Genomic DNA, 10,833 nt, shown 5'->3' with positions numbered 1-10,833 from the left:
GTAGAATTTAGAGTATCGACAAACTTGAACTGTTTGGCGAGAACTGCACAATATTTATTGAGAGAATATTTATCGATTTTGTCTTCTCTCTTGGCATCCATCCAAAGCCTTAAAGCCTTATTACGGATGAATTGTACTGTAAGAATAGCTTCATCAATGGCAGAACACTGACTTGGTTTGACGACTGCTTTCATTTCTAAAACAATCATTGTTTATCGACCTCAAACAACTTTCTTTATGCTAACATATCCAGCACAAAACTGTCAAGGATTTAGTGGTGCTTCGCTGTTCTATATTGGTCGGGTTTCATCCCGTCAGTGAAACTGAGGGTCTTCACCCGACATTTAAGATAAATATCTATTTTCAGAAGTCTTTGCGATCGCAATGTAGAGATGTTGCTTATTAGGGGGTGTATCGATTAAAAAGGCATCCCCCAGCTTGACAACCAGACTAGCCATGTAAAGCTCCATCTAAATAGGCTTCTCGCTGGGCTTCTTGGCTAATATCTTCGATTTCTTCCTCTGTTTTACCCATAAATCGCAAAACATCCTCTACTGAAATTGGAATAGCGGAACCATGGGGATCCTTCCATTCTGGTAGATCGTGAGTCCATTCGGCTACAAGAAAGGGATTGAGACGGCCAAAAGTGTTGTAAACCTGTTTAAGAATCATTTCTTCTTCTTCACAGAGTTCTTCATTGCCGGGATATTGCAGCAGGTCAACATAATGAGAATCCCGGGGAGAAATATATTTCGACCACAGGGGCAAGGCAGAGTCCACGGGTTGTCCTTTAATCAAATCATAAACACCCCTGAGAACCGGTCCATAATCCATTGATACATATCTATCCCCGGTAATTGGTTGATCCATGGTTTTTAAAGCAAGACGGTCAGCTATATAGAGCATTTTCAGCAACCCTAAATACTTCATCTGTTTGCCGTGTAGCTTTAAGAGTATAGCAGCGGCTTCAACTGCTTTCTCTGGATGAAACCGAAATTTGATCGTCATAACTACTATAAATTCACTGCTTTTTTATGACACTTTTATTACACTTTTATTATAGTTATTATTCTACATCGGCCACATTTAAGATTTTGTCCCAGTGGTTGAGGCTTCTAGCCTGATTTCTAAAAGATGCTGCCATCGGCTGCTATAGGTATGATCGAGTTAAACCTTAGCCCAAGATTCTACCATGGAGATCGAACGTCTTAACGCCCTTTCCGATAATTATATTTTTCTCCTCTACGATCGCGCACAAAAAATCGCGGCCGTGGTGGATCCAGCCGAACCTGAACCCGTTTTCAGGCGATTAGAGGCTTTACAGGTGGATTTAGTCGCTATTTTCAATACCCATCACCACGGCGACCATGTGGGGGCTAATCAGGCTTTAATTAATCGTTATCCCCATCTTTGTGTTTATGGGGGAAAGGAGGATCGCGGTCGCATTCCGGGCCAGCAGCTGTTTTTAGAGGAGGGGGACCGGGTGGAATTTGCCGGTCGCTGGGCCGAGGTTTTCTTTGTCCCCGGCCACACTCGCGCTCATATTGCCTATTATTTTCCCCCGGTTAACCCCGGAGATTACGGCGAGTTATTCTGCGGTGATACCCTGTTTTCTGGGGGTTGTGGTCGTTTATTTGAGGGAACACCGGGGCAAATGGTGGCTTCTTTAACTAAATTGCGATCGCTGCCTGACCAGACCCGGGTTTGGTGCGCTCACGAATATACGTTAAATAATTTAAAGTTTGCCTTGACAGTTGACCCTAATAATGCTGCTCTGCAACAGCGTTATCGGGAAGTGGAGAAAAATCGCGCTCAAGATATTCCCACGATTCCGGCAATTTTGGGGACGGAAAAGCTGACTAATCCTTTTTTGCGCTGGGATAGTCCCGCTTTGGAAATGACCATGGATAGCAGAGAACCAGTACAAGTGTTTGCACGGCTGCGGGGGAAAAAGGATAATTTTTAGCAGTAGCGGCGTCAAAAAAACGATCGATCCTGTATTCTCAGGATCGATCGCGTTATCGGATCAGATTACAAGCTCAAGGGTTGCGGATCTAACTTCAAATCGGCAAGACTGACATCACCGTGACCATTTACCGCCACCTCTAGGGGCAAATTGCCGTGATAAGCTTGGATTAAGAGGGTTTTTAAGTCCTCAATCAGGGGATAACGGGGATTGGCTCCGGTACACTGATCATCGAAAGCTTGTTCGGCTAAATGGTCTAATTTGGCCATAAATTCGGCTTCAGTTTCGGGAATTACCTCTTTAATACTGGCCGGAATACCGATTTCCCGTTTTAAACATTCGATCGCTAATACCAATCTTTCCACACTTTCGGTCTCGCTTTCTCCTCCCAATCCCAGGGAATGGGCGATCCTGGCATAGCGCCATTTCACGTTAGGATATTTGTACTGAGAGAAGGTGGCCTGTTTAAAGGGGGCATCGGTGGCATTATAGAGGATGACGTGGGAAATCATCAAGGCATTGGCTAAACCGTGGGGAATGTGGAAAATTGCCCCCAATTGGTGGGCCATGGAGTGACAGATGCCTAAAAAGCCATTAGCGAAGGCCATTCCTGCCATTGTCGCCGCATAATGAACTTTTTCCCGCGCTTTCGGGTCTTTAGCTCCGTTATGATAGGAACTGGGCAGGTATTTAAACAGCAGTCGGATGGCATCTTGAGCAAGAGCATTAGTATATTCTGAGGCTAAAACCGAGACGTAGGCCTCAAGAGCGTGAGTTAAAGCGTCAATTCCGCCGTAGGCTGTCAATTTTTTCGGCATATTCAGCACTAATTCCGGATCGACGATGGCCATGCTGGGAGTTAGGGCATAATCTGCCAGAGGATACTTAATATTATTACGGCGATCGGTAACAACAGCGAAGGGAGTCACTTCCGATCCTGTTCCCGAAGTGGTGGGAATACAGACCATCAGAGCTTTTTGACCTAAAGGGGGCAATTCATAGACTCGTTTGCGGATATCCATAAAGCGCATGGCCAAGCTCTCGAATTCTATCTCTGGATGCTCGTAGAGTAGCCAGATGATTTTGGCCGCATCCATCGGGGAACCGCCACCGATAGCGATAATCACATCGGGATTGAAGGTATTAATCACATTTAACCCCCGTTCGACGGTTTCTAGAGAAGGATCGGGTTCCACATCATAAAAGATATTAACCGTGATGCCGATTTCTTCTAAAACTTCCTCTAAAGCTGCGGTAACTCCTAGGTCAAAAAGAGGTTTATCGGTGACAATAAAGGCCCGTTTTTTGCCGGCTAATTCCCGAATAGCGATCGGTAATGACCCGTATTTAAAATATACTTTTGGTGGTACTCGGAACCAAAGCATATTTTCCCGGCGCTCGGCCACGGTTTTAATATTTAACAGGTGGCTAGGTTCGACGTTTTCGCTGATGGAATTACCGCCCCAAGTGCCACAACCGAGGGTTAAACTAGGATCGAGACGGAAGTTATAGATATCACCGATCGCACCTTGGGAGGAAGGGGTATTAATTAATACCCGGGCCGTTTCTACGTTGTCTTCAAAGCGCTTAATATGTTCCCGATTTGAGGGAGATGTATAAAGCACGGCCGTATGACCTCGACCCGCAAATAAGACCAGTTTTTCGGCTTTTTTCACCCCATCTTCAAAGTCTTTCGCTCGGTACATAGCTAAAATTGGCGAGAGTTTTTCGTAGGAAAATGGTTCTTCTAAGCCAATATTTTCTACTTCTCCGATTAGTAATCGGGTATCTTCTGGAACAGAAATTCCCGCTATAGCGGCTAATTTTTCCACCGATTGCCCGACGATATCGGGGTTGATATGACCATCTTTTAGGAGAATCTCGGCGACTTTTTCCCTTTCTTCGGGGGAAAGAAGATAGGCCCCGCGATCAATAAATTCCTGTCGAACTTCCTCATAGATGCTATCGACAACGATCACCGATTGTTCGGAGGCGCAAATCATGCCGTTATCGAAGGTTTTACTGAGAATAATCGAGGAAACGGCCATTTTTATGTGAGCGGTTTCGTCAATTAAAGCGGGGGTATTGCCAGCGCCGACTCCTAAGGAAGGTCTTCCCGAAGAATAGGCCGCTTTTACCATACCGGGGCCGCCGGTAGCGAGGATTAAATTAATGCAGGGATGTTGCATTAATGCTTGGGAAAGTTCCACCGATGGCTGATCGATCCAACCAATAATACCGGCCGGCGCTCCCGCTTTCACGGCCGCTTCCAAGACAATTTTGGCCGCTGCGATGGTGCAGTCTTTGGCTCGCGGATGGGGGGAAAAAATGATGCCGTTGCGGGTTTTCAGGGCAATTAGGGCTTTAAAAATGGCTGTAGAGGTGGGATTTGTTGTGGGTACGATCCCCGCTAAAATGCCCACGGGTTCGGCGATTTTTTGCAGACCAAAGGATTTATCTTCTTCGATAATGCCGCAGGTTTTGCTGTGTTTATACTTGTTGTAGATGATTTCTGAGGCAAAATGGTTTTTAATCACTTTATCCTCTATTACTCCCATCCCGGTCTCTTGTACGGCCATTTTAGCCAGGGGAATGCGAGCGTTGTTAGCTGCTAATGCCGCTTTTTTGAAGATAAGATCTACTTGTTCTTGGCTATAGTTGGCAAATTGTTGTTGAGCTTTTTTTACCTGTTGAATGAGTTCTTCTAGCTCTTGTCTATTGGTAACTGTCATAACAATTTTGTAGATAAAATTACGCTTTTTATTCTCTTATAGCGTTTTTCGGCAGGGGATTCGCTTAATCTTGGGATTTTCTTTATAGTTTCCCAAGCATTGGTATTATAGGATACTAATCCTAAATCCATTGAGCATAGGTAACATATCAGGACAGGCACTCATGCAAAGGGGAGAATAAATAATCAGTTTTTGATAACTGGATTTAGTATAAATTAGGATTGACCAGTACCTAGAAAAAGTTTGAGGACAGAGACTCAATGATCAAGTTACCAGAAATTCAAGCCGGTGTTCGAGAAGCTGGTTCTATTCCGCGCTCCTTGAGTGAAAAGTTTAAAGTTGATCACAGCTTGGCAACGGATTCAGGGTGAGATTCAACATCAAACTAGGATATCTCTACATTCTAGAAAATAAATATCTTCAGAGCAACCGAATCAAATAGAATTAAATCAGTCAATTTTGATGGTGTTTTGAATGATTAATCTAAACTCAGTTTCTTGGCGAAATTTTTCCATCCTCTTCATTTGTGAAGTCTGAAAGTTAGGCTTTTTGTTATTAGCAATGTAGGCTTTTCTGGACGAATAATCCTCTATACCATGATTTTCAATAAATACCCGAATTGTGTTTCTTAGTTGCTCTTCTCCGTCTCCTACCCACCCCGAATTTTTCCCCTTTCGTTCTTTTAATTCTACAAAAATCAAACAATTAGCATAGGTCAGCATTCCCTCACAGCGTTTATCCATACGACTACCATCGAGTTTTCTAATTTCAATACATTTATCAATAGCGGTAAATGTCACTTCAATTTCTTGAGAGTTTTCCACAATAGCAATCCAATCACTGGGATTTTCTGTATCTAAATAAGCGGGATTTTCTGAGGGAGATGGCCGATCACAAATTCCAAATTTATGCCGATGGGTTTGACTCTGACATTTTTTATCAAAGAAATTAATCTTCATAACTGTTCTTCGATTTCCAGTAAATCATCAAAAAGCTGATTTGTCTCTCCTAGGGAAAGATTGAGATAATTTTCATCAGAAGGTAAACCCTCATAGGTAGCAAGTTCTCGGATTTCTCCTTGCTCTGTTAATTCATATACAATAGCATCTTCTGCCGCTATACAAGAGGCTTTCGGGACAATTTGGTTGAGCTTTTCTTGGAGATAATCGGCGTTAGAAATCGCTGATGATAGGATTTTTTTGATAACTTTATCCGCTTTGATAGCTAGGGTTAGATCGTTGATAATATAAGGACTATGAGTAGTCAAAATTAGTTTATTTCCCTGGGTTAAATTGGCAAATTCAAATAATTTATATAAAATCTTTTTCTGAGATTGGGGAAATAGATTCTGCTCGATTTCTTCCACAATATTTACAAAACACTCATTGCGGTATTTAGAAGATAACACTTCTAGTGCCGCCTTTTTTAGGTCATCGGAAAGATTATCATTAGAGAGAATTTTCTCGATTTCCATTTTTAATCTTTTTTGCTCCTCTCCACTGAGTTCATTGCGGGAAGTTTCTTGAGTTCGATTAATCGATAAAGCAATATTTCGAGAAACGAGAAATAAAGGAACAAAAGACTGAAAACCACTGGAAGCTTCTGATAGATTTAGTTGATAATCACTACCCACAATCTTGACCAGTCTATTAAGTTTATCAAATTCCAATTTAACCTCACCTACTGGCAAAGTCAAACTGCCAGATAATTCCTGTTGTGAGCGATCCAATTCTTCCCAGAAAGTATATAATGATTCTGGCAGTCCTTTGAGTTTTTCTGGCCATCTTACTGCACTCAAAAAGTTTCGCTCTGCTGGTACATACATAATTTTTGGTACTCGATACTTTGGATTATCAGTACGCTCGATCGATAATTTAGCATTTTCAAAACTAATTCTATAAACATCTCCATTGTATTCAATTTGGGTTTCGGGTAAAAAGTAATTGGTTAAATTTTGGTACTGACAAAAAGATTTAACAAAACGATTATATTTAATAACATATTTTTCCTCTAAATCCCCACGATATAGAGCTTTTTCCAACCAGCTTAATGTTGATATTAATTTAGCAATGCTACTTTTTCCAGTTCCTTGATTACCGATAAAAATCGTTACTTTCCGAACGTCGATAAAACCATCATTTTCTACTAAACCCGCCTTAATTGGACCGAAGTTTTTAACTTTAATTTGGCTCATTGTTATCCCCTTGATTGACGATAATAAATTTTGGGCAGTAATTTGTCCTGAAAAAAGCTCGTGTTGAACACGAGCTAAATTAATTAACTTCAAGGACTAATTAGCCACCAACCTTAACTACTGGTTTAAAACTAGGAACAACCAGTTCACTATCCTGTTTAGTCAGCTTATTGTATAACCGTTCCGTATTGGGGAAATTAGCGGCTGGTAGAGTCGGGAAACGACGATAGGGAACCGTATCTTCACCAAATAATTGTAGGTATTCCATGCTATTAACCATAGCACCGATAAAGGCCTTTAATCCCTTAGTTGCCAGAATTTGGTTATATTTCTGGATTTCCTTTTGATTCAAGGGAGCGCGACCTAAGAAGTGCTTGGTTCCCAATTCAATTACTTTCGTATTCGGATAGGGAGCATAGAATTCTTTCAGGTAAAGATCCGAACCACCTAAACCCTCAATAAACTCTTTCACCGTGATCTCAGCATTGCTTAATTTACTCTCTAAAGCAGTAAATTCGGCATTGATGATATAGGGTTCGAGATCTCGTTCAAAAATCTGACGATAGGCGGCGCGAACAGTATTTTGTACGGCAACTTTATCCAGATTAGTTAACAGTTTAAAGACCTTAGTTTGTTCCCGTTGAACCGTGACACCTTGACCGACACGAGATTGAATATCGGGTTCAGTGCGAATCGAGACCAAAGGTGTACCCAATTCAATAAAGCGCGGGGTTTCCTCTTTATCAACTCTTTGGCCGATATCTTCGCGGAGATTGCCCAAACGCACCATCCGTAACTGCATCCCTTGGGGAGTTAGATAGCGCTCGTAGGGAACCGTATCTTCACCAAAAGCTTCCGTATATTCAGGACTGTCGATAAGGGCATCGATTAAAGCATAGAAGCCTTTTTTCGAGCAAAGATCGAAATATTGATTCATTTCCTGACGACCGTAGGTGGGACGACCGAGCAGACGACGGTGAATATATTCGATCGCTTTGACCACATAGAGAGGAGTCCAGTAGATTTTCCGGAAAGCCTCGGATTTAGCTAGGGTTTTGATAAACTCGCGCAGAGTAATATCGCCATTTTCTAACTTAATCTCGGCCACGGACAAACGCTGACCTTCGTAGGGCATTCGACCGAAAACCTGACGATAAGCCGCTAAAATCACTCTTTGGGTGGAACTTTCGCCAAATTTAACGCTTACCCCATTGCTAGAACCGGGTAACTCGTTATTGAGACGGAAAACTTTCGGTCCCAAAGTACCGGGGAATTCACCTCGGGCGCCGGGGTTGCTATTTTGGTTATTAGTGGCAGGTCCGCGGTGGATGAGGATACGTTTGGTATCTTTACCAAAGGGAGCGGGACTAGAACTAGGTTCGCGGGTTTCTTTCGGGAAAATTGCCCCAAATTGGATTTCTAGGGGATCATTTCCGGAACCGTAAACGTGCTGATCCGGTAAGGGGCGATCGTATTTAGCAAAGGTGGTGATAAATTGGGGAACTTTGCGGAAAGGTGCGCTGTAGTTAAACAGGTCGATCTGCATCCCCCAGTTACGACATTCCTGCGCTTCTGCACCCAAACCCCGGAGATAGGGAACGGTTTCTTCGCCGAAATAGTCGGAATACTCCTGAGAATCGACTAAAGCATCGATTAACGCCGCTAAACCGCCGCTAGAGACGATCGAGAAGTATTTCTGCACTTCTTCCCGGGAGGAAGGACCGCGACCGAGGAAATGACGGAAAGCCAATTCTAAGGCGCGACTATTGATAAAAGGTTCAAAGAACTGTTTGCGGTAGAGAGGCGATTTACCGAGACGACGGACGAATTCTTTCATCGAGATGTCGCCGTTTTTCACCTTCGATTCTAGGTCAGAAATGGACTGACTGTAGGCGCGAGTGATGTCCCGTTCAAAAATTTGTCTGTAGGCGGCCTTGATAATCGAAGATTTTTCCGACTCCGATAAACCGGTTTTCATGACAAACTTTTGCCGTTTTTCGGCGGCGTTGTAGTAGCTTTGGGGAAGACTTAAACCCTGTTGGTCACTACTGGGACGCTGACGCAGTTTATTAGAGGGGGTGGGGGCTTTTAATTCACCCAGTAGGATATTGAAATAGTCACTGATTAAAGTGGCCGCATCCTTGTCTCTTTGGAAATACTCGATCGAAGCGGCCCGCATTTCTTGTAGGGCCACGATGGTGGCATCAATGGAACAGGCATTTTCGAGAACTTCCCTTAAACCGCGGGTGTTAACGATCAGGATACTGGTATCACCGGCCACGATCGCATAGGTAACGTAACGCAGGAACCAGGATAAATCCCGGAGGGACTTCTGCATATTGCTCGGACCGTAACGAGAGACGTTAATCGGTCGGAATCCGGGGGGAATCGGGCCGCTAGAGGTGAAAATCCCTTTTAAGCCCCCGAGTATGCCACTGCCGCCACCGGCCCCGCTTTCAGCGTAGGTAACGGTTCCTAATTTCATCCCTTCCTGGACGTTGGTAACTTTACCCGCACCCACCAGGGCCAATTCTTCCACGGGGGGTTTTTCTAGGTAGGCCATGGGTGAACCACCGGTAAAAATCCGGTTAGCTGCCCGCGAGACGATCAGATCGGAGTTCCGGGTGAGCGTTTGGGCAATATCTAAGCGCTTGCTCCCCGATTGGAAGTAGGCGATCAGTTCATTGAGTTCGGGTTTATCGAGAAAGCGGTCTTGTTGTTCTGCTTGGGTAATGGCAGATACTGGGACGGTTTGATAGAGTTGGGGACGCGCTAAGGAGCTGCCACCGCTTGCCTTAAGACTCATTGGATTTTAACTATCTCCCTTGACGATGTGCTGAGTTCTCCAATCGTGGAGGCGATCGGTCTTAAAACCAGATGTTTAAAAATTTAATCAGCATCTAGATTAAAACTTTTTGCGCTTCCTGAGATAGTTTATTAAGAATTATATAGATTTTTTTCGCTAAACTTACCGATTGGTCTATTCTGACACCCCACCCGTATGGGAGGCTAACCAGTCTAAATAGGTCTGAGAACCCGCTACAATCGGTAAAGCGATGATTTCTGGGACTGCATAGGTATGAAGTTCCTGTATCTTCGCCGATAACTGCTCAAACTGCTTTAAATCAGTTTTAATCGCTAATTGCCATTCGCGCTCGTTTTCAATCTGTCCCTGCCAACGATAAATGGAACGAATCGGGTAAATACTGACACAAGCTGCCAATCGCTCGTTAAGTAAAGCGATCGCTAAGTTTTCCGCTTCCGTTTCGCTGGTGGTTGTCACCAGCACCACTCCAAAACTGGTTAATCTTTCGGTCATCAGTCCAACCACCTACTTACGAGAAACGCTGTAATCGACACATAAGCTGATCACTGATCACTGAATTTAGGTGATCGCTTTTTCTAGAGCGGCCAGATCGGGAATACACAGAGATTCCTGCTGTCTTTGAATCAGGCCTTTTTTCTCCAATTTGGTCAGGGATCGGGTCACGGTTTCCCGGGCCAGGCCACTAATGCTACTCAATTCCCGGTGAGGTAAATTAGGAATTATCGTACCCTGGCCGCTTTTTCGTCCTTGACCTTCGGCCAAAAAGAGTAAAGTATCGACGACTCTGGAGAGACTATCGGCCTCGCGCAAACGTAAACGCCGGTTAAGTTGACGTAAACGCTTGGCCAGTAACTGAGAAAGACGAATTCCCGCTAAAGGCTCCGATATGAGCAGATTAATAAAATCTTGGGCGGGAATACTGCTAATTGTGGCCGTGGTTAAGGTGATAGCATCGGTGGAGCGGGTAGATTCTTCTAAAGCGGCCATTTCTCCGACTATTTCCCCTTTACCGACGATATTTAAGGTGACTTCTCTACCCTCTACATCGTAAGTACGAATTTTCACCCAACCATCCAGAATAAAGTAAACCGAACCACCCCAATCATTTTCTAAT

8 protein-coding genes and 1 pseudogene are annotated in these 10,833 nt (G+C 43.8%); 1 reads left to right on the top strand and 8 read right to left on the bottom strand.

Annotated features, from left to right (window positions below):
* Together IM319_RS13730 and IM319_RS13725 are read right to left on the bottom strand one after the other, a co-directional pair.
* Positions 1-209, bottom strand: a pseudogene (locus IM319_RS13730) (RNA-guided endonuclease TnpB family protein); the annotation flags it as partial.
* Between the two features lie 241 nt (positions 210-450).
* A complete protein-coding gene (locus IM319_RS13725) occupies positions 451-1,008 on the bottom strand; it encodes a Panacea domain-containing protein (protein WP_287735945.1) in 558 nt (185 codons plus the stop codon).
* Positions 1,009-1,192: 184 nt separating this feature from the next.
* Between IM319_RS13725 and gloB the strand changes: the two genes are divergently transcribed.
* Entirely contained in the window at positions 1,193-1,966 is a 774-nt protein-coding gene (gene gloB / locus IM319_RS13720) for a hydroxyacylglutathione hydrolase (RefSeq protein ID WP_287079637.1), read from the top strand.
* Between the two features lie 65 nt (positions 1,967-2,031).
* On the opposite strand, the gene adhE is transcribed toward gloB, so the two are convergent.
* The 6 genes from adhE to IM319_RS13690 form a co-directional block, all read right to left on the bottom strand.
* Positions 2,032-4,698, bottom strand: coding sequence for a bifunctional acetaldehyde-CoA/alcohol dehydrogenase (gene adhE / locus IM319_RS13715; protein ID WP_287735944.1), 2,667 nt, complete (start codon positions 4,696-4,698; stop codon positions 2,032-2,034).
* A gap of 449 nt (positions 4,699-5,147) precedes the next feature.
* Positions 5,148-5,657 (bottom strand): hypothetical protein, encoded by a 510-nt coding sequence (locus IM319_RS13710; RefSeq protein ID WP_287735943.1) that lies wholly within the window; start codon positions 5,655-5,657, stop codon positions 5,148-5,150.
* Positions 5,654-6,892 (bottom strand): AAA family ATPase, encoded by a 1,239-nt coding sequence (locus IM319_RS13705; protein ID WP_287076625.1) that lies wholly within the window; start codon positions 6,890-6,892, stop codon positions 5,654-5,656. Before IM319_RS13705 ends, IM319_RS13710 begins: the two co-directional genes overlap by 4 nt.
* A gap of 100 nt (positions 6,893-6,992) precedes the next feature.
* Positions 6,993-9,698: a phycobilisome rod-core linker polypeptide gene (locus IM319_RS13700; protein WP_287735942.1), complete on the bottom strand. Its 2,706-nt coding sequence runs from the start codon at positions 9,696-9,698 to the stop codon at positions 6,993-6,995.
* Between the two features lie 174 nt (positions 9,699-9,872).
* On the bottom strand, positions 9,873-10,211 hold the full coding sequence (gene cutA, locus IM319_RS13695; protein WP_286824676.1) for a divalent-cation tolerance protein CutA: 339 nt from the start codon (positions 10,209-10,211) through the stop codon (positions 9,873-9,875).
* Positions 10,212-10,277: 66 nt separating this feature from the next.
* The coding region (locus IM319_RS13690) for a Crp/Fnr family transcriptional regulator (RefSeq protein WP_287735941.1) at positions 10,278-10,833 on the bottom strand (556 nt) is incomplete at its 5' end.

The organism is Microcystis sp. M113S1 (assembly GCF_020246945.1).
Classification (GTDB): domain Bacteria; phylum Cyanobacteriota; class Cyanobacteriia; order Cyanobacteriales; family Microcystaceae; genus Microcystis.
This window is presented reverse-complemented; position numbering and strand designations above follow the sequence as displayed.